The following is a 25,691-nucleotide window of genomic DNA, read 5'->3' as shown; positions in this document are numbered from 1 at the left end:
CTAAATCCCCTTGGAACGACACTCGTCCCTAGTGGCATAAAACTGCTATCATAGCGCCATCTTATTAAGTCCAATGCCGCTTCCATGTCGATCACCACACCTAGCAATATTCCCGATGCCGCCACCCTATCCCGCCTCGCTTTACAAATTAAGCATTGGGGAAAGGCGCTCGGATTTGCCCAAATAGGGATTTGCGACACCGACTTAACCGCAGAAGAAGCTAAGTTACAGACTTGGTTAGATAAGGGGTATCACGGGGAAATGGGTTACATGGCCACACACGGTATGATGCGTGCCCGCCCCCACGAGTTGCACCTTGGCACAGTTCGAGTGATTTCGGCTCGGATGGATTATTTGCCGCCAGAGGCGGGGTTTGCCACTAACTTAGCCTCGCCGAATATGGGCTATATCTCGCGTTACGCAGGCGGCAGGGATTACCACAAACTCATCCGTGCCCGCTTAAAAAAGCTGGGCGATCAAATCAGTAGCGAGCTTGTCGCCTTGGGGTTCGATGCCGCCGACTTCAGGCCCTTTGTCGATTCGGCCCCAGTGCTGGAACGTCCACTCGCCGAAAAAGCCGGCATTGGTTGGACAGGTAAGCACTCACTTATCCTTAATCACGATGCGGGCAGTTGGTTCTTCCTTGGGGAATTGCTGATCAACCTGCCCTTACCCGTAGACATTCCAATCCAAGAAGACTGCAACACCTGCGTGGCCTGTATCACTTCCTGCCCGACAGGCGCCATAGTCGAGCCTTATACCGTGGATGCACGCCGCTGTATTTCTTATCTCACAATCGAATTGCAGGGTGCCATTCCTGAGGAGTTTCGCCCCTTAATGGGAAATCGCATTTACGGTTGTGATGATTGTCAGTTGGTGTGCCCGGTCAATCGCGAGGCGCCGCTGACTCAGGAGAGTGATTTCCACATTCGGCCTAAACTCAAGCAGCCTGAACTGCTCACCTTGTTTGCGTGGAGCGAAACCGAGTTTCTTAAACAGACCGAAGGCAGCGCCATTCGCCGTATTGGTCATCAGCGCTGGCTACGCAATATCGCCGTCGCCCTAGGCAATGCGCCGAGTTCGCCGCAAATCATCGCCGCCCTTGAGCAACGTAAAACCCAAGCAGATGTCGATGAAATGGTGAAAGAACATATCGATTGGGCCCTAGCACAGCAAAATGCGGGCGGCTCACAAACCAATAACCGTAAAACGGAGCGACTGGTTAGGGTCATCCAAAAAGGCTTACCACGGGATGCCTAGCATCCTCGCTGCATGCCTTAATTCATACTCGCAACAATCACTTGTGTGGCATCAAAACAGGCAAAACAAGGCTCACCAACTTTGAGCGTTTGAATGTCGGCCAATGGCATCACCGAATAGATAATCTCTTTAGCGCCAATCTCTATCGCTAACTCAGCCTTATCGGCCAGTTCGGTCACACTCAGTAAGTGCCCACTGACGCAGTTTTGCCCCGCGCTCTGGCAAGCATCACGACTGGCCGTCACCGCTGGCGCCTTAAACAACAATAGAATCGATTGGCCCAAGGCTAACTGCAGACGCTCAAAACTAGCATGGGTCACTGAGATTTGGATCTGTTGCCCACCCGCCAATGTCACCTTCAGGCTGTCATTCAAACCGAGTGGCTCAATACCGTGGATACGCCCCGTTAATTGGTTGCGAGCACTGGTTTTAAGGGAGAAATGCGCCATCACATCCAACAAACTGTGCATATCGACCGAATCATCCAGCAACGCTGACAGTGCCATTTCCTGCACCTGCGAGGTGATGGAATACACCTTAAGTAAACGCTCACCAAACTCGGTCAGTTTGGCACCACCACCGCCCTTCCCCCCCTTTTCGCTGCTGACGACGGGCTCGGGCATAGTGGTATTCATCTCATTTATCGCATCCCAGGCGGCCTTATAGCTGATCCCCGCCAACTTTGCGCCCTGGCTGATAGACCCAGTATTAGCCACTTGGCGCAGCAAAGCTATCCGCCGAGGATTGGCGAAGGGTTTGTCCCCCAATGACAATGTCAGTAGTGCGTGTAAGTCCATGTTCCTGCGCGCCTTAGCTTAAGTGAATGCTATTGTCCCCGATCAATCTTGAGATACCAATACATACGGTCGGAATTCTCCGCCGAGGTATTAACCTTTTCGCCAATAAACCGAGCCGAGATCACTAATTTACGCATCGGGACTTGAATGATCGATATATAGATTGGTATATAACGATCACTTTTTATCACGGAGGAACACCATGAGCTCGCTCAAACACTTTTTGCGTTTTACCACAGCCTCAGTCGTTGGCTTAGCCTTCAGTTGCAGCATCAGCTTTGCCGCAGACAAAGAACAAGTGACGGTTTTTGCCGCCGCATCCCTCACGAATGCGCTTAATGAGATTGGCCAGCAGTACGAAAAGGAACATCAAACGAAAGTGATTTTCTCCTTCGCCTCCTCCTCAACGCTCGCCAAACAAATCGCTAATGGTGCGCCCGCCGATCTGTTTATCTCCGCCAACCAAAAATGGATGGATTACCTCGTCGAGGCCAAGGCGGTCAATGCCGATAGCCGTATTACCCTGTTAAAAAATACCTTAGTGCTGATTGCCGAAAAGAACAGCCCGGTAAACCAAGTCACACTGAACAGCGATTGGGATATTAAGGCCGCGGTCAATGGCAGCCGTTTAGCGGTGGGCGACCCTGACCATGTCCCAGCTGGACAATACGCCAAGCAAGCGCTTGAAAACCTGAATCTTTGGAAAACCGCCGAGCCACTACTGGCGAGAGCAAACAATGTCCGCGCCGCTCTAGCATTAGTGGAACAGGGCGAAGCCCCGCTCGGTATCGTTTACTCGACCGATGCCAAAGTCGCGCAAAAGATTAAAATTGTGGCGACCTTCCCCGCGACTAGCTATAGCCCGATAGAATATCCCAGCGCCTTAACGAAGCAGGAATCCACCGCCAGCGCTAAAGACTTTAATCAATACCTTCAAAGCTCAAGTGCAAAAGCAGTATTTGAAAAATATGGCTTTGGAGTGAACTAGTGCTGAGTGATGTTTTAGTAAGTGGCTCGCTATTTGACGGGCCACTCCTCAGCGAATACGAAACCACCGCGCTGCTGCTGAGCCTCAAAGTCTCAGCGGTTGCCGTGCTTGCCAGCTTACCCTTAGGCATTTTATGCGCTTGGTTGCTGGCACGCGTGGAGTTCCCCGGTAAGGCTATCTTTGACAGTCTCTTGCATCTCCCATTGGTGTTGCCGCCGGTGGTGGTGGGTTACCTACTGCTCATCAGCATGGGGCGCCAGGGCGTCTTCGGGCAGTGGCTATACAACTGGTTTGGGTTAAGTTTTAGCTTTAGCTGGCGCGGCGCGGCACTCGCCGCCGCAGTCGTCTCCTTTCCTTTAATGGTCAGAGCCATACGTCAATCCTTCGAAACCGTGGATATTCGCCTCGAACAGGCGGCGCGCACCTTAGGAAGCAGCCGCTGGCGGGTATTCCTAACCATCACCCTGCCACTCACCTCGCCCGGCATAGTCTCAGGGATGATCATCGCCTTTGCCCGCAGCCTTGGGGAATTTGGCTCGACCATCACCTTCGTCTCCAATATTCCCGGCGAAACTCGCACCATTCCGCTGGCCATGTATTCCTTTATCGAAACACCGGGAGCGGAATATCAGGCTATGCGCCTGTGTATCATCTCGATAGTGATAGCGCTGGCCTCCTTACTCGCCTCCCAATGGCTCACTAAAAAGGCCCTCAAAAGAACGGCAAGTGTATGTTAAACATCAATATTGAAAAACAACTCGGCCAACTACAACTTAAGGTGAACACCCAATTGCCGTTACAGGGCGTCACCGCCGTATTCGGCCGCTCAGGAGCGGGCAAAACCTCCTTAGTGAATTTACTCGGCGGATTAACCACGCCGGACAAAGGCGAGATTAGCCTTGGCGACACACTATTGTTCAAGTATAAAACCGTTAATCTCCCCCCTGAAAAACGCCGAATTGGCTATGTCTTTCAAGAAGCGAGGTTATTTCCCCATTACAGTGTGAAGGGCAATCTCACCTATGGGATGCGTCATAAAACGCCTGAATTGTTCGACAAAGTGGTCTCGCTACTGGGCATAGAAAAACTTTTAAGCCGCTATCCCAGCACGCTCTCCGGCGGCGAAAAACAACGGGTCGCCATTGGCCGTGCCCTACTCACCTCACCACAAATGCTGTTGATGGATGAGCCCTTAGCCTCCCTCGATTTACCTCGAAAACGCGAATTGCTGCCTTACCTACAAACCCTCGCGCAGGAATTAAAGCTACCGATCGTCTATGTGAGCCACAGCTTGGATGAAATCCTACAACTCGCCGATCATATGTTGGTGTTGCATCAAGGAAAAATGATCGCCCAAGGACCACTAACACAGGTATGGAATAGTGAACAAATGCGCCCCTGGGTGCCATTACAGGAACTGAGTTCTCTGCTGAGCGCCAGAATCGCCGACAGACATCCTGATTATCCAATGACAAGGCTGTTGATGGACGATGGCAATCAGCTCTGGGTCAGCGGCCAACTGCCGCCCACCCATAAACAGTTAAAGGTACGCATTCAAGCGAACCATGTTTCCGTTTGCACAGAGGAACCTAAAGGCTCGAGTATTCGTAACTTACTCAGAGGAAAAATAAAAGAGCTCTACCCCAGCGATAATGGCGAGCAAATTCAACTTAAAATTGCTCTTGGCAAAGACGAGCTCTGGGCCAACATCACCCCATGGGCACGAGATGAGTTACAACTCATTCCAGGAAAGGCTATCTATGCCCAAATCAAAGGCGTGACAATGACGCAAATGGATATTGCCGAATCCCACTGAGTTGAATATTTGGAGCAGATTTTAGACACAAAAAAACCGACCCTAGGTCGGTTTGTGTCCCTTTGGAAGGGATGGTACCAGAGGACGGACTCGAACCGTCACGCTTTTAAGGGCGGCGGATTTTGAATCCGCTGTGTCTACCGATTTCACCACTCTGGCATTATAAAATTAGAGCTAACAAAAACAAGCAGCTGGCTCTAAGTGCTGGGAATTATACCTTTGCCTTTGACAATGGCAAGCCCTTTTCAGAGGCTGGGTGGCAAATTAGTTTTAACCGCTCAAAAATCCAACTCTGATAAACCAAGGCAGGTTATTCGGCGCCATGGGCGAGTAAAAATTGGGTGTATTCCTTATCGCTCTTTTGAATATGATTGACGAGCCAGGCTTTTAAAAATGCCATGAGTTCATCGGCTACATCTTCACCTCTAGCTACCCGCTTTTGAAAATCAAGCACTTGACCCACCAACTGAGCATGCTTTTCCTTGTGGGCCACGGTTTGGGGATAGCCAAAACGTGCAAACAATTCTTCTTCATAGGAGAAATGGTTCGCGGTGTAATCCACCAGCCCTTGGACGATACGCTTAATCGCCTCAAGCCCATATGCCTCACTTAACGTCCGGTGTAATTCATTGATTAATGAGACTAAGCGTTGGTGCTGACGGTTAATCTCTGGCATGCCAATATCAAGCTCAGGCCCCCATTTCACGAATAACTTACTTTGGGCTTGGCTCGAATTAAACATTTTGGCATCGACATGGAATCGATGCAGCAGGGAGCCAATTTCCTGCGACATGTTATACACCTTAAGACTGGATAAATTGGTGTGGTTGGTATGGCGCGCATTTTTTAGGGCAAGATCGGCCATCACGCTGATATTTTTGTTAATTTCTTCGGCAACTGCATGTTGCTCTTCCGAAGCCGTTGCGATTTGGTGGGACATATCGGTAATGCTTTCAACCTGAGTCACTATGTCACCGAGGGCTTGATGGGCTTGCTCCACCATCACGGCGGTTTCGTCGGCGATGGTGACATTCTTAAGCATCACTTCTACGCTCTGCTGCGCGCCCTTTTGCAACGTGGTAATCTGCTGCTGAATTTCGGCGGTAGCCTCTGAGGTACGTTTAGCTAAGTTACGCACTTCATCGGCGACAACCGCAAAGCCACGGCCATGTTCACCGGCGCGCGCACTCTCAATCGCCGCATTGAGTGCCAATAGATTTGTTTGCTCCGCGACTTGGGAAATGGTTTCAATGATACTGCTAATGCTATTGGTATCGGCGGCAAGGTGCTCGATAACGCCTTTAGTTTGGTGAATTTGCGATTTCATATCGCTGATTTTATTAACGATAGTACCAATTAAATCATCACCGTGTTTCGCCGAGCCTTGGGCAATATCCGCCGCACGCGCCGTACTGGCGGCATTTTGTGAGACTTCTTGTACGGTGGAGACCATCTGCGTCATCGCCGTTGCGGCCAACTCGGTTTGACGCTCCTGCTCGAGCACGCCCTGTTTTGCCTGTTCGCTGATCGCTTTAATATCGGTCGCGACTTTCTTCATCCACTCACTCGTGTCAACGAGGGAAAGAATAGTGCGACTAACATCCTCACCCATGCGGTTGATACTGTGGACAACCGTGATAAACACACCCGCATCTTTCTCATCGAGCTGATAACTTAAATCCCCATCCCCTAAGTGATGGGCCGCACGCTCTAAGTGCCGTAAGTTACGGATCAACTTGTTAATATTTAAAAAGAGAATCACTGCAAGGGCAATTAAACACAGCGCCGCAATCCAGTGGGCACTGGTCGCTAAACAATAGAGTGGATATAAGAGTAAGACCATGGGCGCAAAGATAATCCCGTAGCCCATGGTGCCTTTTTGGACACTGATGCCAGCCATTCTTGTCTCCTTCAAAAATGCTATTTCACTTGCTTGCGAGAACTAACTCGTTTGTAACCAACAGATCTTTGTATCATTTAATGATTTTTTCGTACTCGATACTCTTAAGACTAGTCCCGAATGAAACAAGAAACAAAGCCCGAAGGAATGACTTTAACAATATTTTACCAATGGCTAAATTTGAGCTAGATCACAGGGTTAATCTGTAGTTACAAGATTGTTTTAAGATGTCGATTTTTTATTGATCGAGATCAGTATTTACAGCCGCTAAGGGCGCTAGTGTAAGGGGGACTTCACAGGAAAGAGGATTTCAATCATGGCATTTTGGTTAGATTTAATGTTCGGTAACCCAATTGGTTTACTCTCAATGATCGTTATCTTTAGCACTATAGGGATAATTTCTTATATCACTTGGATGTTCATTGTGAAGTCCGCGCAACAATCGTAGTTTTTGCTTCCAAATTGTTATTCTGTTCATTGTAAAAATTGCACGTTGTTATGGGGGTTAATCTAACCCCCATTTTTTGTGCCTGTGATTTCTGCTTTAGAACACAACCCGCATTAAGCGGCGTGTTTACGGCTTTGCACTACCCCATTTAAGAACTGCGGACGCGCTTTAATCAAGTGCTGCATTTCTTCCTGGCTCGGCTCTCCCGCGGGTAAACGCAGTACTCCACGATTCAGATACATGCGTGCCTTCATCGAAATTTTATAATCCGCCGTAGGACCTTGGATCGCATAATGGCGCTCATTGCCTAAACATTCGAGGATGCAGGCATTCAGTAAGCTTTTTACTGCGGGTTCATTTTGCGGCAATGTCAAAATGGTGGCGCCCTGTAAAAAGAACTCCCGCAAGAGAGCTCGCTCGGCACGGTCCATCAGATTGACCTTAGCCTCAATCGTTTCCGTCACGCGTTTATCACTTAAGTGACGAATCGACTCATCTAAGCCAAGGTTTAATAACTGAGTTAAGAAATAAGCAATTGAAATGATTAGTCCTAGCCCAACGAAATGGGCATGCTCGGGGACGAATTTATCCAGTGCCAACAAGGCGAGCACATTCGATGGGATCGCCAATAACACAGCGCAGCTGACCATTAGCCATAACATGACTCGAAACATCATCTTTTTAGGGCTAAACAATTTCACTGAATCCAGTTTGAGTTTAATCATAATGTTATCCCAGCGACAAAAAATTGAACTTAGACAGCATCAAGCAAGTTTGATGCCACTATATCAGTTAAAATTGCGGGATATTTCATGGGGATAAAATGCACAATCTAGAGGCTTGAGTCTATGCTTATAAGCATCCAACTCGCTATCAGATAAAGACTATTTAGATGCTGACATTCTTTAGTCAATTTATTAAAAGCCCGATAGGCAGGCATCTTACCTTGTCTATCGTGCTGTTCAGCTCTCTGATTACCTTAATGACGACCGCCTACCAACTGATCAGCGACTACCGCGGTGATGTCACTCGCATCGACCGTGTATTCTCCAATATTGAAAAAGCGAACCTCGATGTCCTCGCCGCCAGCATTTGGGTTATCGATGAAAGACTGATTAATACTCAACTGAATGGCCTTATCCAACTACCTGATATCAATTACATTTCAATCAAAGATGATAGTGGTCAGTCATGGAATTCTGGCGAGCAAAAGCAAAACCACACGCTCAGTAAAACCTTTCCTCTGATGTATAAGTCGCCCACAGATAATATCAATGTCGGCAGTTTAGAAGTGCAAGTGGATATGGATGCTATCTATCAACGTCTCTACGATAAAGCGATCCTCATTCTGCTCTCCAATGGCATTAAAACCTTCTTAGTCGCGGGATTTATCCTGTTTCTCGTCTGGTACAACATCACTAAGCATCTCGACAAACTCAGCAATTACTGCAAACGCATCGACTTAGATACCGACTTTGAACCACTGCAATTTGAACGTAAAGACAAGGTCGATGAGTTTAAGCAAGTCGCCGATGCCATCAACAGCATGCAGGACCAGCTTCGCAGCTCCTTTGAGGCACTGAAAAGCTCTAAAGCCGAACTGCAAACCGCCTTAGAAGACAGAGAACGGTTGCTGAAACTCGAACGGAGTTATAAAGAAGAGCTCGCAAGACAGGTCAAAGAAAGAACCCAAGAATTAGAACAGTCATTAACGGCGCTAAAACGGGCGCAGCAAGTATTAGTCGAGCAGGAAAAAATGGCCGCCTTGGGTGGGCTCGTCTCTGGGGTTGCCCATGAGATCAATACGCCGATCGGCATTTGTTTGACGGCGGCCAGCACTCAACTGAACCATATCGAAGAGCTGATTGACCTCATTCACAGCGAACACGCCACCCTCGACGAAATCAACGCCATCTTAGATGAGTATCAAGAAAGCTGTGAGCTAATCGTCCGTAATATCACCAAAGCCAGCAGCCTGATCCAAAAATTCAAAACGATCGCCATCGATCGTAGCCACGAAGAACATCAATGTATTAATCTGCAAAGCCAGCTTAAGGAGATCCTAGAATCGACCTTAATCATGTATCCCAAGGTCAGTGTACAAACCCAGCTACAGGTTACGCCAACACTCAATATTCAGACCAATGTCAGCCTGCTCAATCAAATTATCAGTAATATTCTCTCCAACGCCTTCACCCATGCCTTCCAGGATAGACAGAATAACCAAATTCAGATCACGGCGAATCTAGAGCAAGACTATGTCAATATCAGCATAGAAAACAATGGTATAGCCATCCCCCCCGAAGTGGCAGAGCATATGTTTGAACCCTTCTTTACCACCAACAGGAGTAAAGGTGGCACTGGCTTAGGCTTATCCGCCGCCTTTAATGCCGCCACACTGCTAAAGGGCACCATGAACTACCAAGCAGACTCGGCACTGGGAGGCGCTAAATTCAATATCCGTATTCCCCTTACCCAGTGTGATGCGCCTAAACTGACCACACACCATGACTTTACAATTTGATGGTGCGCTTGATAACGAGCTTAATAGCAAGTGGCACGAGTAGAAGGCAAGTAAAGCAAACACTGGCGCCACTAAACAAAAATCCACAGCAATGGCTGTGGATTTTTGTTGTTAAAGATGAGTCTTTATCTTATTGATTCGCCGCTTATTCGCTCGCAGCTGGTTCATTTGCAATTTGGGCGAGCCTAGCAAGTACACGGCTGGCCGCCACAAAACCAAAAGTCCCTGTCACCATAGTGACGGCGCCAAAGCCAGAGGCACAATCCATACGCATAGAACCATCGGCCGTCGCTTTGCTACTACACACGGAACCATCGGCTTGGGGATAAACTAATTGCTCACTGGAAAACACTGCATCGACGGCAAAACGGCGCTGCACATTTTTGGAAAAGTTATATTCGCGGCGCAAAATATTACGCACTTTGGCCAGTAAAGGATCTTGGTAGGTTTTAGCCAGATCGGTAAGCTGGATCTGCGTTGGATCGGTTTGGCCGCCCGCGCCGCCAACGGTCACAATCTTAATTTTTTGACGTTTACACCAAGCAATCAGCGCCGCCTTTTGCTTAACCGCATCAATACAATCCACTACATAATCAATATTGCCACCCGCCTTGGCCCCAAGCAAATACTCGCCAAGGTTATCGACTGTAATAAAGTCTTCCACTTCATTGACTTGGCAATCGGGATTGATCGCACGGATCCGCTGTGCCATCACAGCCACTTTAGACTCGCCAATTGTCGATGACAGAGCATGAACTTGACGGTTGGTGTTCGTTACACAGATATCATCCAAATCAATCAGGGTAATTTGGCCAATACCACTGCGCGCCAACGCCTCCGCCGCCCATGTGCCAACGCCGCCAATGCCAATCACCACCACATGGGAGGCGGCAAATTTAGCGAGCGCCTTTTGCCCGTACAAGCGGCCAATGCCACCAAAGCGATTCTGATAGGCTTCAGTCATCAATACTTACCTTATATCTAACTAACAATGGCCGCCCTTAGAGGATGCGAAAGACAATCTACAGCAGCGTAACGCAATAAAAATGCGCCGTGGATTTTATACGATTTGGGCCAAAAACCGAAATCTATCTCGACCTAGGTTTGCCAAGTTGCACTCAGATACAAAAGTGCGGCAAATGTAGTCATTGGCACTTTCCTGAATCATAGGCTCATATATTAGGTAAACTCGGATTAAAATTTCGTTTTAACCTTGTAAAACATAGTGTTAAAAATATAGTCATTTCAACACCAAGTGATCAAGATCACATTTTTAATTCGTTTGCCTGTCACACTGCGCAGCACCAAAGCTCCACACTCCGCAGTAAAAAGAGATAACTCTTGCTGCATAAAATAATGATATAAGTACAGGAAAATGAAGATGAAAAAGAATCTGCTCACTACAGCGATTGCAGCTAGTCTCGCATTTTGCTCATTTAACTCCCTAGCCGATGGCCCAGAATTTTACGGCCATGTCGACCTGAGTATCACCGACTCAGAAAAAGGTTACGCCGCTCAAAATCAGAAAGATGGCACAGTACTCGAAAACAACTTTTCTTGGGTGGGTGTCAAAGGCTCTGAAAGCGTAAGCCCTTACTTTGATATCATCTATCAAATGGAATTTGGCGTAGAAAACTTTGATAACTCGAATAAAACCTTCAATGCACGTAATACCTTCCTCGGGGTGAGAAGCGTTGCGGGTACCGTTTTAGCGGGCCGTAACGATACGGTATTTAAAGCGTCCGAGGGCGGTTTTGATTTGTTCGGCAACACCAACGCCGACATCGACCTGTTATTAGCAGGCCAAACGCGCTCAGCCGATGGCATTTCCTATTATTCCCCTAAGATCGCCGATCTTATCACCCTTAACGCCACCTATCTGATGAGTGACAACTATGATCAACGCGATAGCCAAGGCAACGAAGTTTATAGCCAAGATCAAATGTATGCCTTAAGCGCCACCTTAGGCGACAAGACCTTTAAAACCCATAATTACTATGTTGCGGCGGCCTATAACGATGGCATCGAAAATATCGAAGCCTACCGTGGTGTTGCCCAAGCAAAATTTGGTGATTTCCTCTTTGGTGCCATTTATCAGCACAGCGAGCATATTGACGACAGATTCTCAAATCTCTCGGGTGAGACCTATTTTGTGAATGCTGCTTATCTGATGGATGATTTGAAATTCAAGCTGGTTTACGGCAAAGATGACTCTGGTTTAGGTAAATATGTCAGCCGTTTTGTCGGCAGCCAAGACAGCGGTAACCTCGAACAAGTGAGTGATGTCGACCTTCAACAGCTCACAGTAGGCGCAGATTACCGACTTAGCACTAAGACTATGGTCTATGGTCACTACACTCGCTTCGACGGCGACCTTATGCTAGCAGGTACAAAACAAGACCTAGACGACAACGTGTTTACTGTAGGTTTACGTATTGATTTTTAATAGTATTATTCTAATTCGAAACAGATAATATTTGATAAAAAAGCGGCTTTGGCCGCTTTTTTATTGTATCTCATACTAAATAGCATTCTCCCGCCCCATTTATGACAAACTTGCGACAACATTAGTATATGCTACAGTTAGGCCCGCCGGTCTGTATATGCTACGGCACTTCGCATACCTCTTTAGTAGTATGCCAAAAATACAGTTTTATCTCTTACACGCCGATTTTCGGTCAAGTGATAGGGAAATGTCCTAAAAAACCCCGAATACAGGCAAGGAGAGCTAAAAACTTGATCTATGACACAGCCTGCAAGGCATAAAACTGTAAAAATCGGCGGCAACTTTGTTACTTATTTCTGTAACAAACGTGTTAAACCACACAAAAACCATGAAAAATGGATAAGAACTTAGGTTCGAGGGAGCACAAAACATGAAAAAGACATTCATCTCTGCATCAGTTGCATCAGTATTAGCGCTGGCTTCATTCGGTGCGCTAGCCGAAGGCCCAAGCTTCTATGGTCGTTTAGAGCTTGCATTAACTAATACTGAAACAGGTGCAACTCTACAATCAGGCACCAATGGTGTTGACACAGCAAACTATGCTGATGAAAACAATGCTGGTACCTATTTAGAAAATAACTTCTCACTGTTAGGTGTTAAAGGTACTGAGAAGATCGCTGATGGCTATGATGTTGTTTATCAAATGGAATTCCAAGTTGAAAACACTTCTGGCTCAGGTGATGTGTTCAAAGCTCGTAACACTTTCTTAGGTTTAAAAACTAATGCAGGTACTGTATTAGTAGGTCGTAATGACACTGTATTCAAACAAGCAGAAGGTAACGTAGACGTATTTGGTAACACCAACGCCGATATCGACCGTTTAGTCAGCGCACAAACTCGTAGCGCAGACGGTGTTTGGTACTACTCTCCAAAAATCGCTGATTTAGTGACCTTAAACGCCACTTATCTATTTGATGATAACGACACTACTGCAAAAACCACCGAAAGCTTATACGCTCTGAGCGCGACTCTGGGTGATAGCAAGTTCAAAGATCAAAACTACTATGTCGCTGTAGCTTACAACAAAGGTATCGCTGGTGTTGACGCATACCGCGGTGTTGCTCAAGTTAAATTTGGTGACTTCAAAGTGGGCGGTTTATTCCAACAATCTGAAGATGTTGTGAATAGCGATAAAGATGGTAACACCTATTTTGTAAACGTAGTTTACACCTTAAACGGTGTTAACCTGAAAGCCGAATACGGCTTTGATGAAGCAGGTTTTGGTAATTACTACAAAAACGTAAACAAATATACTGTTACTTCGACTGATCCAGTAACAGGTAAAGATGTTATCACCAATAAGTCTTGGTCAGGTACTGATATCAGCGTGCAAAACTTCAACGTGGGTGCTGACTACCGTTTCTCTAAATCAACTATGGTATACGGTCAATACGCAATGTACCGTGGTGACCATGTCGTAGCAGGTAACAAAGTAGACCTACAAGACGACAACGTATTCTCTGTTGGTGTACGTTACGACTTCTAATATCCTTACGGATATTCGCTAATAAAAACCTACCGCAAGCGGTAGGTTTTTTTATGCCTTGTATTTAAGAAAAGTGACTCTGTAGCGCATAACTCTGAGAATAAAAAAGCCACTCCAGTGAAACTTGAGTGGCTTTGATTAACTTGTTGCGACTAACTCTTACGCAAGCTCAAATGAGCGTTAAATGCTAGGTAAAACCTCTGCACCTTCGCCTAATTCAACGCTATCAACACGTTGTAATCCGCGCGGTAACTTGGCGCCACGGCGGCCACGTTCACCACGATAATGTTCTAAATCGCTCGGTTTTAAGGTGAGTTTACGCTTACCTGCCCATAGGGTGACCGAAGTGTCTGCTGGCACAAGTTGTAAGTGGGTCATCAACTCTTCACGATTCTTAGCGCGCTCACTCGGAATACCGATAATCTTGTTACCCTTACCCTTAGACAACTGTGGCAATGCTTCCAATGAAAACAGTAACATACGCCCTTCATTGGTGATGGCTAGAATCGACATCTCGCGATTGCGGTCAATAGGTCTCGGCGGCAAAGACTTGGCATTCGTCGGTAAGCTTAACAGGGCTTTACCCGCCTTGTTACGTGACACCATATCGTTATAAGTACAGATAAAACCGTAACCTGCATCGGTGGCGAGTAGGAAACATTGCTCGTCTTCACCCAAAATCACATGCTGCATGGTTTCACCCGGCGCCATATTAAAGCGCGTGGTGATGGGCTCGCCTTGGCTCCTCGCCGATGGCAGGCTGTGACTGTCGGTCGCAAAGGCGCGTCCCGATGAATCAATAAATACCGCCGCCTGATTACTGCGTCCCATCGCACTGCATAGATATTGATCCCCCGCCTTATAGGACAAAGACTCGGCATCGATATCATGGCCCTTAGCGCAACGCACCCAGCCTTTTTCAGATAACACTACAGTCACTGGCTCGCTCGGCGTCAGCTCCTGCTCGGTTAAGGCACGGGATTCATGGCGCTCAACAATCGGTGAGCGGCGATCGTCGCCATAGGTTTCGCCATCTTGAATTAATTCTTTCTTGATCAAGGTTTTTAAGCGGCGATCTGAGCTTAATAACTGTTCTAATTTCTCACGCTCGGCCTCAAGCTCATCCTGCTCGGCCTTGATTTTAAACTCTTCTAACTTGGCTAAATGACGTAACTTTAACTCGAGGATGGCTTCGGCTTGCCTATCCGTCAGGTTAAAGCGCGCCATTAACTCGGCCTTTGGCTCATCGTGGAAACGAATGATTTCAATCACTTCATCGATATTGAGGAAGGCTATCATCAAGGCTTCGAGGATATGTAACCGTGCTAAGACTTTATCGAGGCGATACTCGAGACGACGCCTTACGGTATCGACACGGAACTCTAACCATTCGGTTAATAGCTCTTTTAATCCTTTGACGCGTGGACGACCATCTAGGCCCAAGACGTTCAGGTTTACCCTAAAGCTTTTCTCAAGATCTGTGGTCGCAAACAAGTGCGCCATCAGTTGATCGCAATCGACGCGATTTGAACGCGGCACCACCACTAGTCGCACAGGGTTTTCGTGGTCAGACTCATCACGTAAGTCAGCCACCATAGGCAACTTTTTCGCCTGCATCTGGGCGGCGATTTGCTCTAAAATTTTGCCGCTACTGGCTTGGTGCGGCAGCGCGGTGATCACTATCTCACCAGCATCGACGCTATACACGGCGCGGGCTTTTATGGAGCCACGGCCCGTCTCATAGACTTTGGCAATGTCAGCCGCTGGCGTGATGATCTCGGCCTCGGTCGGATAATCAGGCCCAGGCACATAGCCCATCAATTGCTCAAGTTCGAGTTTAGGATCGTCAAGCAGTGCCACACAGGCATTGACTAACTCTCTAGCGTTATGGGGCGGAATATCCGTCGCCATACCGACAGCGATACCCGTGATGCCATTGAGTAAAATATGCGGCAAACGTGCGGGCAGCACTTTAGGTTCTTTCAAGGTGCCATCGAAGTTAGCGCCCCATTCGACCGTACCTTGTCCCAGCTCAGACAATAATACTTCGGAGAACTTAGACAGGCGCGCCTCGGTATAACGCATCGCGGCGAAGGACTTAGGATCGTCTGGCGCACCCCAGTTACCTTGACCATCGACTAGCGGATAACGGTAAGAAAATGGCTGCGCCATCAGTACCATAGCCTCATAACACGCGCTGTCGCCATGGGGATGGTACTTACCTAATACGTCACCGACGGTACGGGCTGATTTTTTATGTTTTGACTGAGCTGATAACCCGAGCTCACTCATGGCATAAATAATCCGCCGCTGCACCGGCTTAAGCCCGTCACCGATATGGGGCAAGGCTCGGTCCATGATGACGTACATGGAATAGTTCAGATAAGCTTCTTCGGTAAAGCGCCGCAGGGGCATCTGCTCTACGCCATCTAAGCTTAACTTGATCGCGTCACTCATTTTCTTCTAGTTCCTGTGGTTCTTCAGTATTATCGCCATCCTTATAGAACAGCCGATACAGGTTACCTTTCAAATCATCCGAGATGTACATTGCGCCATCTTCCCCCGATAACAGGGCATAGGGACGGGCAACGGGAAACTCGCCATCAAGAAAACTCACTACGGTTTCACGGCTGACAACTTGCTCATTCTCGAGTTTCAACATGACGATCTGATAACCCACTTTGCTTGAACGGTTCCAAGAACCATTTTCAGCAACAAACAATTGATTATGGTAGATCTCAGGGAATTGCTTACCGCGGTAAAACGCGAGGCCAGTCGGTGCAACATGGGCTGGCAGTTCATAAACCGGGACGGTAATTTTTAAATTCTTAGGTTTTTCGTAGGCAGGCTCGACCACGGACGAAGCGTGCAAATACGGGAAACCATAATGGCTGCCAATCACATCGACGCGGTTGATTTCATCGGGCGGTAAATTATCCCCCATCCAATCACGACCTTGGTCGGCAAACCATAACTTGCCATCTTGGGGAGACCAGTCAAATCCAGTCGCATCACGTACGCCTAGGGCAATCTGCTCACTTGCTCCAGTATCGACATTAATCGCAATTATGCTGCTGTAGGGCGCACTCGCCTCACACACGTTGCACGGTGCACCGATGGAGACATACAAGCGGCCATCGGGGCCAAAATTCATCGCTCGGGCACTTTTTTTATCAGATTCTGGCAGATCGCTGTAGATCTCTTTCGGGCGAGTCGGACGGCGTAGGCGCTGCTCAATATCAATAAAACGTACGATACGGTTTTCGGTTGCAACAAAAAGATCGCCATTATGGAAGGCTATCGCATCGGGGGATTCGAGCCCTTTCGCAATCACGTAACGTTTATCCACACGACCATCTTGGTTGCTATCAACGAGCGCATGCACTGTGCCACTCTTATTGGAACCCACAAATAGCGTGCCATTTGAGCCCATGGCAATCTGTTTTGCATCCCCGAGATCGGAGGCATAAAGGGATAAACCAAATCCCTTCGACACGGTAATCATGATCGACTGAGACCCCGCTATCGCCGTCTGACTTGTTAATAACGCCAGACTCGCCAGTAGGGTCCCGAAGGCAGAGAACACCCTTAAATATTTATAATTATTAGTTTTTATATACAACATGGTAATTTTCTTTATGCCTAAGTTTTATTGTTATCGGCAATAGTGCACAACATTAAAGTACCGCCATGTCACCCTTATCCTCGAGCCAAGTTTTACGATCGGGCGAACGTTTCTTAGCCAGCAACATATCCATCAGGGAGTCAGTTTCTTCTACATCATCAATGGTTAACTGAACTAAACGGCGAGTGTTTGGATCCATAGTCGTTTCACGCAATTGCAGCGGGTTCATCTCACCCAGACCTTTAAAGCGTGTAACTTGGACCTTACCCTTTTTATTCTCGGCAGTAATACGGTCGAGAATACCTTCTTTTTCAGCCTCATCTAAGGCGTAGTAAACATCCTTACCTATATCGATACGGAACAGCGGTGGCATAGCGATATATACATGGCCCTGTTCGACCAGCACACGGTAATGTTTCAGAAACAGAGCGCAGAGTAAAGTTGCAATATGTAGCCCGTCGGAGTCCGCGTCGGCGAGAATACAAATCTTGCCGTATCTTAACTCGGAGATATCATTGCTGTCGGGATCGCAACCAATCGCCACCGAGATATCATGCACTTCCTGCGAGGCCAACACCTGCGAGGCATCAACCTCCCAAGTGTTTAGGATTTTACCGCGCAGCGGCATAATGGCTTGGAACTCACGGTCACGTGCCTGCTTAGCACTGCCACCCGCAGAATCCCCTTCCACTAAGAAGAGTTCGCCGCGCATCGGATCTTGGCCGCTACAGTCGGTCAATTTACCCGGTAATGCCGGGCCAGAAGTGACTTTTTTACGGGCGACTTTTTTCGCGGCTTTTAAGCGGCGCTGGGCATTGTTAATACACATTTCCGCCAGCGACTCGGCCAATTCGGTATTCGAGTTTAACCACAGTGAAAACGCGTCACGCACAATGCCAGAAACAAAAGCAGAGCTTTGACGGCTCGAGAGTTTCTCTTTGGTTTGACCGGCAAACTGCGGATCTTGCATCTTCACCGAGAGAATGAAGGCAGCGCGATCCCAAATATCCTCAGGCGACAGCTTGATACCGCGGGGGATCAGATTGCGAAACTCGCAAAACTCCCGCATCGACTCCAGCAAACCTTGGCGGAAACCATTCACGTGAGTTCCACCCAAGGGCGTTGGGATCAAGTTAACATAGCTTTCGTTAATCGCATCGCCACCTTCGGGCAACCAAGTAATCGCCCAATCCGCGGCTTCAATTTGTCCTTTAAAGCTGCCGATAAAAGGCTCTTCTGGCAGCATCAGGTTATCGCCAACCGCCGCCTTGAGATAATCCGTTAAACCACTCTCGTAGTACCATTCATGGACTTCGTTGGTGTGTTTATTGGTAAATTTGATCCTCAGGCCCGGGCACAACACGGCCTTGGCGCGCAGCAAATAGATGAGTTTGGAGTTGGAGAAATTCGCCGAATCAAAATAACTGGCATCGGGCCAGAAATGTACTCGAGTACCAGTATTGCGACGACCACAAGTACCAGTGACTTTTAACTCTTCAACCTTAAAGCCATTTTCAAAAGCAATATCATACACTTGGCCATCACGGCGTACCGTCACTTCGACGCGACGAGACAGGGCGTTAACCACCGAAATCCCAACACCGTGCAAACCACCGGAGAATTGGTAATTCTTATTCGAAAATTTACCGCCCGCATGCAGTTTAGTGAGGATAAGCTCGACCCCGGGAATGCCTTCTTCAGGGTGAATATCTACCGGCATCCCCCGACCATCGTCGGTGACTTCCAGAGAGTTATCGGTATGGAGCACAACTTCGATTTTAGTGGCGTGGCCCGCTAAAGCCTCGTCCACACTGTTATCTATGACCTCTTGGCCTAAGTGGTTAGGTCGGGTGGTATCGGTATACATACCTGGACGGCGTTTAACTGGGTCGAGTCCGTTAAGAACTTCAATGGCGTCAGAGGTGTATTGATTCGTCATAGTGTACGCTATAAGTTGTTATATCCGGCCATGTTGCGGCTCTGGATGACTATTTGTCAAGGTAAGTGTAAAAATTGGCTTACAGTTTGCAGATATCGCTCATAACCCACAAAACTGTGATCGCCACCGGCTTCGATCCGTAATTGGCAATGGTGGTACTTATGCAGTGCTTCACGATAATCCAGCACTTCATCGCCCGTTTGCAATAGTACCAAAAAACGATCGGGATTGCGGATAACAGCCGTATTAAATTCAGCCACTTCCTGCTTATGCTCTGGCAATACCTGATAATGCTCTTCGGTATAAGGGTTAAATTGCGGCCCCATAAACTCATCAAACAGCTCAAAGGGCTTGACGGCCGGATTCACCAACACAGCGCGGCCACCATAGTGCTCTGCCAAGTAACTCGCAAAATATCCCCCCAAGGATGAGCCGATATAGCTCAGTGGCTCGCCCGCTTGCTTGGCAGCCTCAACATATTGCAGCAGCAAAGCCATGGCGGCCTTGGGAGTATTGGGTAATTGCGGTTGATGGAATGCTAAGGAAGGGTGATGCTCAGCCATATATTGCGCCGTCATCACCGCTTTATCGGAGAAAGGTGAACTGTTGAATCCGTGAATATAGAGCAGCATAGTTCCTCAAGCTGCGGTCACTCGCGTTAATAACCGCTGGAATCTTTATCGGGGGAAAACAGATTTCCCGGCACGCGATACACATTAGTGCAGATGCTACCATCGGCCTTCAGCTCCAGCAAACGATAACCGGGTTGCAGTCCATCGAGGGCAAAATAAGGCGATTGCGGTTTAAACTGAATACAAGTGGAAGGCGTTGCCATTAATTGCAGCGCACCATGGGGGCCATCGTAATCGGTATCCAACTGTTGATGCACATGTCCCCAGAGTAACCCTTTAACCTGCGGGTATTGGGCGACACGTCTGAGAAACTCAGTACCATTATCCATGCAATGTTGGTCTAACCACGCGCAATTCACCAAAATAGGGTTGTGGTGCATCACCAGTAAGGTATGGCGGTCTGGATGTGCGGCTATGGCCTGTTCAATGAGTTCGAATTGACTCTCGGCCATATTGCCGCCGGGCTTTCCCCGAACGGTGGAGTCCAGCATCAGGATTTGCCATTTTCCGACCAAGATACGCTGCTGACCGAAAATCCGCTCACCCTGCATATGCAAAAACATAATCCGCGGATCATCATGATTACCCGGAAGATAATGGCAAGGTAAATTGAGTGGCGCCACAGCGGCCACGAATTGACGATAGGATTCGGGGGAATAATCTTGGCTTAAATCGCCCGTGGCTAACATCAGATGCGCTGGATAGTCGACAGCACGAATCGTATTAAGCACAGCAGCAAAACTTTTACTGGTGTTGACCCCTAATAACTGAGCCTCAGGATCGGCAAAAAGGTGCGGATCAGTGACTTGCACTATGCGCACACTTTCTTCTTCAGCTATGGAGTAAGAGACTGCCTCTTTCAGCACATTGAATACCCAATTCTAAGATTGACACACCAAACGTTGTTGGCTGCCAATCTTCAATAACTCCCCCAGGAATGCATTAACCTGGTACTTTTCATCGCTATGATACATGCGTAAATTGGGATAATCATACACTGGGCGCAATTGGTAAATCTGTTGACCAGTTAACACTTCTGCTAATTTAGCATCATGATAAATTCTAACTAACACCTTGGGAGTATTAATAAACTCCATGATTTTAACTGGTCGTGAGATCTCAACTAATTGAGTATATTTGGTATTTTCTAAAATACGGATTACTAATACACCCGCTTCACCTTCAAGTTGCCAAGACTGCCCCACCTCAATATCGAGCGGTAACCACTTCTGCATATAGCCGTAGTTACGCCCGCATAGCGCTAAAAAGTCGCTCACGTTAGGTTGGTAGCGCGGTTTTCGGTGCGATATTGAAGTAGCCAAACCTTTATCCAACTTTAACCAGTTGCTGATAGTTTAATTGCAACCACTGCAATCCAATTACGGTCGAAGCATTGTCTATTGCCCCGTTGACGACCTCATTATAGGCATCCTCACGGTCTAACACATGCAATCGAATATCTTCGTGTTCGTCAGCTAATCCGTGCAGACCTTGCGCCTGGGATGAATCCACCTCGGCCCAATAGAAATAGAAACGTTCCGTACTGCCACCTGGACTTGCCAAATAACTATTCACAAAATGCATATTGCGAGCGGTTAAGCCTGTTTCTTCGAGCAGTTCGCGGTGTGCGACATCCTGTGGCGTTTCGTCGGGCGCAATCATACCCGCGACCAACTCCATTAGCCAAGGAGATTTAGAGGTCGCTAATGCAGGAAACCGAATTTGTTCAATCAAAACAATCTTGTCACGCGCAACATCATAGGGAAGAACCACCACGGCATGGCCGCGTTCAAACACTTCACGGGTCACAGGTTGGCTCCAACCACCGGCAAAAAGCTTATGCTTGAAAGTAAACTGCTCCAAGGCAAAAAAGCCCTGATACAGCGACTTTGTCTCGAGAATTTCAACATCTGTTTTCGAAAAACCAGCAGGCTTCATATTTCAATCCTTAACCGTTAAATTTTCGCCTATTATCAAGGCAATTTGGCGCATTTTTAAAATAAAATCTGTTACACTTCGCAGTTGACTTGAACGTGTGGGAGTTTTTAGACTCTACGACATTAAGTTTTAGCTGTATCGGGAAGCGTCGGGAAGCGCAAACCGCCTTGGTAAAGGCATTACTTAGTCTAAACGAAGTTACATATTTCTCCTTTTGGAGAATTTGTCTAATAAGGACAGCAAATGAAATTTAAGATCCGTTCTCTATGCGCAGCATTGACTCTCGCGGCTTCCGCTCAAGCGGTTCAAGCAGATGATTTACTGCAAATATATCAACAAGCACTGACGAGCGACCCGCTAGTATTACAAGCACAAGCTCAACGTAATGCCTTGTTTGAAAAGATCGAACAAAACCGTGCACCACTGTTACCGACAATCAGCGCTAACGTGGGTTATGACAAAGCATGGAATGATCCTAAGAGCGATACCAGTGGATTAACCGGTAGCCTAAAGCTGAACCAAGTGATCTATGATCACAGCGCTTGGGTTGGTTTAAGCCTGGCCGAAAAAGCCGCTTCTCAAGCCGATTCAAACTACGCTTCTGCCCTGCAAAATTTGATCACTCGTGTGACTAAAGCCTACTTTGATGTGTTAACGGCGAAAGATAACTACGAGTTCCAAGGCGCAGAGAAACGTGCGATTGAACGTCAACTCGAGCAGACTAAACAACGTTTTGCCGTAGGTTTAACTGCGATTACCGACGTACATGAAGCGCAAGCTCAGTATGACTTAGCCTCGGCCACTGAAATTTTGGCTGAAAACACGTTAGCCAACAGCTACGAAGCCCTGCGTGAAATCACAGGTATCGATCACAAGACCATTAACGTGCTCGACACCAACCGTTTCTCCGCGGTAACACCAGCACCTACCTCATCGAGTGAGTGGCTAAAGATTGCTGAAACCAACAGCGTCGATCTGATGACTCAACGCATCGGTAAAGATATCGCCCAAGAGACCATCAGCCTATACAAAGCGGGCCACATGCCATCTCTTAGCCTAAACGCTGGCTATAACAAAGGGTTAGAGCAAAAAACTGGCGACGTGAATGAGCCTGATTTTGACAATGTGAACGTTGGTGTGAACTTAAGCATTCCTATTTTTGAAGGCTTTAAAGTCACCTCACAGGTCAAAGAAGCTCAATTCCAATACGTGGAAGCGAGCGAGAAGTTAGAGCAAACCTACCGCAGTGTGGTGAAAAACGTTCGTAACAACTACAACAACGTAGGCGCTTCTATCAGCTCAATCCGTGCTTATGAGCAGTCAGTGATTTCATCTGAAAGTGCGTTAAAGGCAACACAAGCGGGCTTCGAAGTCGGTACTCGTACTATTGTTGACGTACTGAACCGTACCCGTGACCTGTACGACTCAAAACGTAAATTGTCGGATGCACGCTATAGCTACATCAACTCAATCATTGCGTTGAAACAAGCTGCTGGCACCTTAAATGAAGACGATGTTATCTCTATCAACAACGGTCTAAAAGCCGAATAAGATAGCGATACATCCCATAAAAAAAACCGCCTAAATGGCGGTTTTTTTTATGGCTGATTCATTAGCGTTAACGCTTAGAAATCAATTTCTACACCCGCGAAATAACCGTCAAACTTGGTATCAGCGCTGATGCCAGAGAAATTATTCACATCAAAGGCAAACTCACGGTAACCAACGCGTACACGGGTATCCACCGCCACGCCGTCAAACTCCCAGCCTAAGCCGATGGCATAGTCATGTACGTTAGACTCGTTTACCCCAAGCATTAAATCCGCAAAACTGAATAAGCCTAGGCCTGGCATGCTCACATGCGTGCTGGCATAACCCATCACAATGCCGCTATCGACGTCTTTCTCTTCAGGATGGCCAGCGTCTTGAACGCGCAGAGAGCCGTTCATCAGCTTGTAGGCGGCACCGAGATCCAAAGACAGAATGTCGTTATCCAGCAACTCGTAATACAGCACAAAATCGGTATTGCTCAGATCGGTATAGCTGGTCACATTGCCAGTAAAATCATGACCATTGAAGGTAAAGTCTGCATTCGTCAGACTGCCCTTCTGATCTAAGCTATTTTCACGAATTTTAAGATTCGGGATAAATGGCAGCGGATGCTCAACCGCAACCCAATAGCTACCTTGTGCCGATGAGCTGTAGTCAAAACCTTGTTGTGGTTGACCTTTGTCGGCAAAAGTACCGCTGGTATCGGCGCGCCAGTAATCACCACCAATTTTGAATCCAACCACAGTAGCCGCTTGGGCAGAAGTGGCCATTAAGCATCCTAATACCGCACTGGCGAGGAGTGTTTTTTTCATAATTAACCTTGAGATAGCAAGTTCGTTAAATCAATCACCGCGGCATTCGCACGGGACACATAGTTAGCCATAACCAATGAATGATTAGCGACTAGACCGAAACCACTGCCATTAAGTACCACAGGGCTCCAAACCGTTTGTTGAGTTGCCTCTAGCTCACGAATGATCTGTTTCAGGCTGACCTCAGCATTTTTCTTTTTCAATACGTCAGCAAAGTCGACTTCGACTGCACGCATAAAATTCAGCAGTGCCCACGAGGCACCACGGCTCTCATAGAACACATCATCAATTTTCCACCAGCTGGTTTTCACCTGATGGCTGGCTAAATTCGGGGTCGATTGGCGCGCAGCATTGTCGCCGGCTAAATCGGTATTTAATCGCTCCTGCCCAACACTCGCCGATAAACGTTGAGACATGCTACCTAAACGTTTTTGGACTTCTTTGAGCCACTCGTTGAGGTTGTCGGCACGGGCGTAAAACTGAGCATCCTGATTGTTTGGATCCATCATCCTCGCGCGATATAGCTTGAGCAGCTTAACGCCATCGCGGTATTCGCTCTCGGCGCTAGGCACTAACCAACTTGTATGGTCGATATTTAGCTTAGCCTGCGCCTCACTTAGGTCTTTATCCGCAGCGGATTGAGACTGGGAGCGGCTAAACTCTTTACGCATAATCAGTGCTAAATCACGAACTTGCTCTAAAGCGCCGTACTCAAACGCGGGCATGTTATCCATAAAGATTGAAGGGGGCATCACATCGTTTGATAACCAACCACCCTGCTTATCCAACAATGTTTCAACGGTCAGGATCAACGACGTGGTGGTTGCATAACCCACGACATTCTTCTCTGTGGCCGTCAGCTGTTGTGGAGTCAGGGTATCAGGTTCGATACTCCACCACACACTCACTAGATAACCAATTAAAACAACAAATAAACCAACTCCGGTGACCTTCTTCCATGTTATTTGCATCAAGTGACTCCTTAATGATGGTGATGATGCTCATGTTCAGCAGCATTCTCGGCCTGCTTAGCAACGGGCAATGTAATCGTTAGATTCTCGCCATCGTCAAACGCTAACTGCAGTTTAACTTGCTGATCTAGGGCTAATGGGGCTTTGAGTCCGATGAGCATCACATGCTCTCCAGACGGCGAGAGGGTTAATTTTCCGTGGGAGGGAATATCGAAACCTTCAACATGGCGCATCTTTACCATGCCTTGTTCTTCGATGATGGTATGTAATTGTGCTTCCTTCGCGACCTCAGTCGTCACTCTGGTGAGGCGAACCGTTTTATCGCTATGGTTCTCCAGCGTAAAGTAAGCGGCGGTATTTGGTACTGTATCAGGCATTGCACGGACATGACCTTCGGTCATCACTACGTTCGCGAAAACAGAAAATGAGGCACAGGATAATGCGACAAAATTAAACATCTGTTTGAATATCGGTTTCAATGTCTTAAACTCCATGTCT

Annotated in this window: 23 protein-coding genes and 1 tRNA gene; 9 read left to right on the top strand and 15 right to left on the bottom strand. The window is 47.5% G+C overall.

Translation table 11 applies throughout. From position 1 onward, the window contains the following. Positions 1 to 84: 84 nt before the first annotated feature. Positions 85 to 1,260, top strand: a complete 1,176-nt coding sequence (gene queG, locus N5E87_RS03780; protein ID WP_086902011.1) for a tRNA epoxyqueuosine(34) reductase QueG — start codon at positions 85 to 87, stop codon at positions 1,258 to 1,260. Positions 1,261 to 1,277: 17 nt separating this feature from the next. On the opposite strand, the gene N5E87_RS03775 is transcribed toward queG, so the two are convergent. Next, a complete protein-coding gene (locus N5E87_RS03775; RefSeq protein WP_086902010.1) occupies positions 1,278 to 2,057 on the bottom strand; it encodes a TOBE domain-containing protein in 780 nt (259 codons plus the stop codon). 202 nt (positions 2,058 to 2,259) lie between these two features. Here N5E87_RS03775 and modA point away from each other — a divergent pair, with 202 nt between their 5' ends. Genes modA through modC form a run of 3 tightly spaced genes read left to right on the top strand, consistent with a single transcriptional unit; the run spans position 2,260 to position 4,861 of the window. Next, positions 2,260 to 3,045 (top strand): molybdate ABC transporter substrate-binding protein, encoded by a 786-nt coding sequence (gene modA / locus N5E87_RS03770; protein ID WP_086902009.1) that lies wholly within the window; start codon positions 2,260 to 2,262, stop codon positions 3,043 to 3,045. Continuing rightward, positions 3,045 to 3,782 carry a molybdate ABC transporter permease subunit gene (modB, locus tag N5E87_RS03765; RefSeq protein ID WP_086902008.1) on the top strand — a complete coding sequence of 246 codons (738 nt, stop codon included), beginning with the start codon at positions 3,045 to 3,047 and terminating at the stop codon, positions 3,780 to 3,782. Before modA ends, modB begins: the two co-directional genes overlap by 1 nt. Continuing rightward, positions 3,776 to 4,861, top strand: coding sequence for a molybdenum ABC transporter ATP-binding protein ModC (gene modC, locus N5E87_RS03760; RefSeq protein WP_086902007.1), 1,086 nt, complete (start codon positions 3,776 to 3,778; stop codon positions 4,859 to 4,861). Before modB ends, modC begins: the two co-directional genes overlap by 7 nt. A gap of 72 nt (positions 4,862 to 4,933) precedes the next feature. Here modC and N5E87_RS03755 read toward each other — a convergent pair. Both N5E87_RS03755 and N5E87_RS03750 read right to left on the bottom strand, forming a co-directional pair. After that, a tRNA-Leu gene (locus N5E87_RS03755) sits at positions 4,934 to 5,020 on the bottom strand. Between the two features lie 151 nt (positions 5,021 to 5,171). Further along, positions 5,172 to 6,761 (bottom strand): bacteriohemerythrin, encoded by a 1,590-nt coding sequence (locus tag N5E87_RS03750; protein ID WP_086902006.1) that lies wholly within the window; start codon positions 6,759 to 6,761, stop codon positions 5,172 to 5,174. A gap of 316 nt (positions 6,762 to 7,077) precedes the next feature. On the opposite strand from N5E87_RS03750, the gene N5E87_RS03745 reads away from it, so the two are divergent. Then, positions 7,078 to 7,209, top strand: a complete 132-nt coding sequence (locus N5E87_RS03745) for a DUF3149 domain-containing protein (RefSeq protein ID WP_011715898.1) — start codon at positions 7,078 to 7,080, stop codon at positions 7,207 to 7,209. A 113-nt stretch (positions 7,210 to 7,322) separates the two neighbouring features. On the opposite strand, the gene N5E87_RS03740 is transcribed toward N5E87_RS03745, so the two are convergent. Further along, complete coding sequence (locus N5E87_RS03740) at positions 7,323 to 7,934, bottom strand: superinfection exclusion B family protein (protein WP_086902005.1); 612 nt, start codon at positions 7,932 to 7,934, stop codon at positions 7,323 to 7,325. Between the two features lie 167 nt (positions 7,935 to 8,101). Between N5E87_RS03740 and N5E87_RS03735 the strand changes: the two genes are divergently transcribed. Continuing rightward, positions 8,102 to 9,733, top strand: a complete 1,632-nt coding sequence (locus N5E87_RS03735; RefSeq protein WP_086902004.1) for an ATP-binding protein — start codon at positions 8,102 to 8,104, stop codon at positions 9,731 to 9,733. Between the two features lie 145 nt (positions 9,734 to 9,878). On the opposite strand, the gene tcdA is transcribed toward N5E87_RS03735, so the two are convergent. Next, entirely contained in the window at positions 9,879 to 10,697 is an 819-nt protein-coding gene (gene tcdA, locus N5E87_RS03730) for a tRNA cyclic N6-threonylcarbamoyladenosine(37) synthase TcdA (RefSeq protein WP_086902003.1), read from the bottom strand. Between the two features lie 417 nt (positions 10,698 to 11,114). Between tcdA and N5E87_RS03725 the strand changes: the two genes are divergently transcribed. Both N5E87_RS03725 and N5E87_RS03720 read left to right on the top strand, forming a co-directional pair. Then, complete coding sequence (locus N5E87_RS03725) at positions 11,115 to 12,179, top strand: porin (RefSeq protein ID WP_086902002.1); 1,065 nt, start codon at positions 11,115 to 11,117, stop codon at positions 12,177 to 12,179. 430 nt (positions 12,180 to 12,609) lie between these two features. Beyond that, positions 12,610 to 13,725, top strand: coding sequence for a porin (locus N5E87_RS03720; protein ID WP_055647705.1), 1,116 nt, complete (start codon positions 12,610 to 12,612; stop codon positions 13,723 to 13,725). Positions 13,726 to 13,905: 180 nt separating this feature from the next. Here N5E87_RS03720 and parC read toward each other — a convergent pair whose 3' ends face one another. From parC to nudF, 7 genes are read right to left on the bottom strand one after another with little or no spacing between them, the layout of a single operon-like run. After that, positions 13,906 to 16,182 (bottom strand): DNA topoisomerase IV subunit A, encoded by a 2,277-nt coding sequence (gene parC, locus N5E87_RS03715; RefSeq protein ID WP_011715892.1) that lies wholly within the window; start codon positions 16,180 to 16,182, stop codon positions 13,906 to 13,908. Continuing rightward, positions 16,175 to 17,350, bottom strand: a complete 1,176-nt coding sequence (locus N5E87_RS03710) for a PQQ-dependent sugar dehydrogenase (RefSeq protein WP_086902000.1) — start codon at positions 17,348 to 17,350, stop codon at positions 16,175 to 16,177. The genes parC and N5E87_RS03710 overlap by 8 nt, the downstream gene beginning before the upstream one ends. A 52-nt stretch (positions 17,351 to 17,402) precedes the next feature. After that, a complete protein-coding gene (gene parE / locus N5E87_RS03705) occupies positions 17,403 to 19,289 on the bottom strand; it encodes a DNA topoisomerase IV subunit B (protein ID WP_086901999.1) in 1,887 nt (628 codons plus the stop codon). 56 nt (positions 19,290 to 19,345) lie between these two features. After that, on the bottom strand, positions 19,346 to 19,921 hold the full coding sequence (locus N5E87_RS03700; protein ID WP_086901998.1) for a YqiA/YcfP family alpha/beta fold hydrolase: 576 nt from the start codon (positions 19,919 to 19,921) through the stop codon (positions 19,346 to 19,348). A gap of 26 nt (positions 19,922 to 19,947) precedes the next feature. Continuing rightward, positions 19,948 to 20,787: a 3',5'-cyclic-AMP phosphodiesterase gene (gene cpdA / locus N5E87_RS03695; RefSeq protein ID WP_011623972.1), complete on the bottom strand. Its 840-nt coding sequence runs from the start codon at positions 20,785 to 20,787 to the stop codon at positions 19,948 to 19,950. Positions 20,788 to 20,802: 15 nt separating this feature from the next. Further along, the gene (locus N5E87_RS03690) at positions 20,803 to 21,243 is read right to left on the bottom strand and encodes a DUF1249 domain-containing protein (RefSeq protein WP_164717919.1); all 441 of its coding nucleotides are present in this window, start codon (positions 21,241 to 21,243) and stop codon (positions 20,803 to 20,805) included. A gap of 4 nt (positions 21,244 to 21,247) precedes the next feature. Continuing rightward, a complete protein-coding gene (gene nudF, locus N5E87_RS03685) occupies positions 21,248 to 21,859 on the bottom strand; it encodes an ADP-ribose diphosphatase (RefSeq protein ID WP_011623974.1) in 612 nt (203 codons plus the stop codon). 243 nt (positions 21,860 to 22,102) lie between these two features. Between nudF and tolC the strand changes: the two genes are divergently transcribed. Continuing rightward, entirely contained in the window at positions 22,103 to 23,410 is a 1,308-nt protein-coding gene (gene tolC, locus N5E87_RS03680) for an outer membrane channel protein TolC (RefSeq protein WP_011623975.1), read from the top strand. 74 nt (positions 23,411 to 23,484) lie between these two features. On the opposite strand, the gene N5E87_RS03675 is transcribed toward tolC, so the two are convergent. The 3 genes from N5E87_RS03675 to N5E87_RS03665 are packed head-to-tail and all read right to left on the bottom strand — an operon-like array spanning position 23,485 to position 25,687. Beyond that, positions 23,485 to 24,222: a TIGR04219 family outer membrane beta-barrel protein gene (locus N5E87_RS03675; RefSeq protein ID WP_279775085.1), complete on the bottom strand. Its 738-nt coding sequence runs from the start codon at positions 24,220 to 24,222 to the stop codon at positions 23,485 to 23,487. Between the two features lie 2 nt (positions 24,223 to 24,224). Then, the gene (locus N5E87_RS03670; protein WP_011623977.1) at positions 24,225 to 25,193 is read right to left on the bottom strand and encodes a DUF2333 family protein; all 969 of its coding nucleotides are present in this window, start codon (positions 25,191 to 25,193) and stop codon (positions 24,225 to 24,227) included. A gap of 11 nt (positions 25,194 to 25,204) precedes the next feature. Further along, complete coding sequence (locus N5E87_RS03665) at positions 25,205 to 25,687, bottom strand: copper chaperone PCu(A)C (protein WP_011715883.1); 483 nt, start codon at positions 25,685 to 25,687, stop codon at positions 25,205 to 25,207. Positions 25,688 to 25,691 lie beyond the last annotated feature (4 nt).

It is taken from the genome of Shewanella sp. GD03713, assembly GCF_029843705.1.
In the GTDB taxonomy this organism is placed as follows: domain Bacteria; phylum Pseudomonadota; class Gammaproteobacteria; order Enterobacterales; family Shewanellaceae; genus Shewanella.
This window is presented reverse-complemented; position numbering and strand designations above follow the sequence as displayed.

Bases quoted from the DNA above. Each gene is read 5' to 3' on its own strand.
- queG (WP_086902011.1), top strand. From the start codon at position 85: ATGTCGATCACCACACCTAGCAATATTCCCGATGCCGCCACCCTATCC.
- N5E87_RS03775 (WP_086902010.1), bottom strand. From the start codon at position 2,057: ATGGACTTACACGCACTACTGACATTGTCATTGGGGGACAAACCCTTC.
- modA (WP_086902009.1), top strand. From the start codon at position 2,260: ATGAGCTCGCTCAAACACTTTTTGCGTTTTACCACAGCCTCAGTCGTT.
- modC (WP_086902007.1), top strand. From the start codon at position 3,776: ATGTTAAACATCAATATTGAAAAACAACTCGGCCAACTACAACTTAAG.
- N5E87_RS03750 (WP_086902006.1), bottom strand. From the start codon at position 6,761: ATGGCTGGCATCAGTGTCCAAAAAGGCACCATGGGCTACGGGATTATC.
- N5E87_RS03745 (WP_011715898.1), top strand. From the start codon at position 7,078: ATGGCATTTTGGTTAGATTTAATGTTCGGTAACCCAATTGGTTTACTC.
- N5E87_RS03740 (WP_086902005.1), bottom strand. From the start codon at position 7,934: ATGATTAAACTCAAACTGGATTCAGTGAAATTGTTTAGCCCTAAAAAG.
- N5E87_RS03735 (WP_086902004.1), top strand. From the start codon at position 8,102: ATGCTGACATTCTTTAGTCAATTTATTAAAAGCCCGATAGGCAGGCAT.
- tcdA (WP_086902003.1), bottom strand. From the start codon at position 10,697: ATGACTGAAGCCTATCAGAATCGCTTTGGTGGCATTGGCCGCTTGTAC.
- N5E87_RS03725 (WP_086902002.1), top strand. From the start codon at position 11,115: ATGAAAAAGAATCTGCTCACTACAGCGATTGCAGCTAGTCTCGCATTT.
- N5E87_RS03720 (WP_055647705.1), top strand. From the start codon at position 12,610: ATGAAAAAGACATTCATCTCTGCATCAGTTGCATCAGTATTAGCGCTG.
- parC (WP_011715892.1), bottom strand. From the start codon at position 16,182: ATGAGTGACGCGATCAAGTTAAGCTTAGATGGCGTAGAGCAGATGCCC.
- N5E87_RS03710 (WP_086902000.1), bottom strand. From the start codon at position 17,350: ATGTTGTATATAAAAACTAATAATTATAAATATTTAAGGGTGTTCTCT.
- parE (WP_086901999.1), bottom strand. From the start codon at position 19,289: ATGACGAATCAATACACCTCTGACGCCATTGAAGTTCTTAACGGACTC.
- N5E87_RS03700 (WP_086901998.1), bottom strand. From the start codon at position 19,921: ATGCTGCTCTATATTCACGGATTCAACAGTTCACCTTTCTCCGATAAA.
- nudF (WP_011623974.1), bottom strand. From the start codon at position 21,859: ATGAAGCCTGCTGGTTTTTCGAAAACAGATGTTGAAATTCTCGAGACA.
- tolC (WP_011623975.1), top strand. From the start codon at position 22,103: ATGAAATTTAAGATCCGTTCTCTATGCGCAGCATTGACTCTCGCGGCT.
- N5E87_RS03675 (WP_279775085.1), bottom strand. From the start codon at position 24,222: ATGAAAAAAACACTCCTCGCCAGTGCGGTATTAGGATGCTTAATGGCC.
- N5E87_RS03670 (WP_011623977.1), bottom strand. From the start codon at position 25,193: ATGCAAATAACATGGAAGAAGGTCACCGGAGTTGGTTTATTTGTTGTT.
- N5E87_RS03665 (WP_011715883.1), bottom strand. From the start codon at position 25,687: ATGGAGTTTAAGACATTGAAACCGATATTCAAACAGATGTTTAATTTT.